This is a genomic window from Glycomyces sp. NRRL B-16210, assembly GCF_000719515.1.
Classification (GTDB): domain Bacteria; phylum Actinomycetota; class Actinomycetes; order Mycobacteriales; family Micromonosporaceae; genus Glycomyces.
Genome location: NZ_JOGR01000032.1, coordinates 1 through 327, shown reverse-complemented (window position 1 = coordinate 327; position 327 = coordinate 1). Strand labels below are relative to the sequence as shown.

The following is a 327-nucleotide window of genomic DNA, read 5'->3' as shown; positions in this document are numbered from 1 at the left end:
AGTTTGGTGAGGCGCCCAGAAGATGACTGGGTTGATAGGCTCGACATGGAAGCACTGCGAGGTGTGGAGTGGACGGGTACTAACCGCCGAGAACTTAACCTTTACACGGCCTTCAAGGTCGGATGGAAACAGGCATTCACGCACGCTATGCGATTCTGAGACAATACCAGTGCTCGAAACCGCGAGGAGTCTTTTGACTCGTCGGCTGGTTTTTGGAGACGGTTTGCCGCAGGTTTGTTTGGTGGTGAAAGCGGAAGTGTCACACCCGGTCCCATTCCGAACCCGGTCGTTACGGCTTCCAGCGCCGATGGTACTGCACCCGAGGGG

The 327-nt window shown here is 56.3% G+C and carries 2 rRNA genes; both read left to right on the top strand.

The features are described 5' to 3' along the window. Positions 1–102: ribosomal RNA gene (locus tag IF12_RS26400) — 23S ribosomal RNA — on the top strand; the annotation flags it as partial. Between the two features lie 135 nt (positions 103–237). Further along, positions 238–327: ribosomal RNA gene (rrf, locus tag IF12_RS0122405) — 5S ribosomal RNA — on the top strand; the annotation flags it as partial.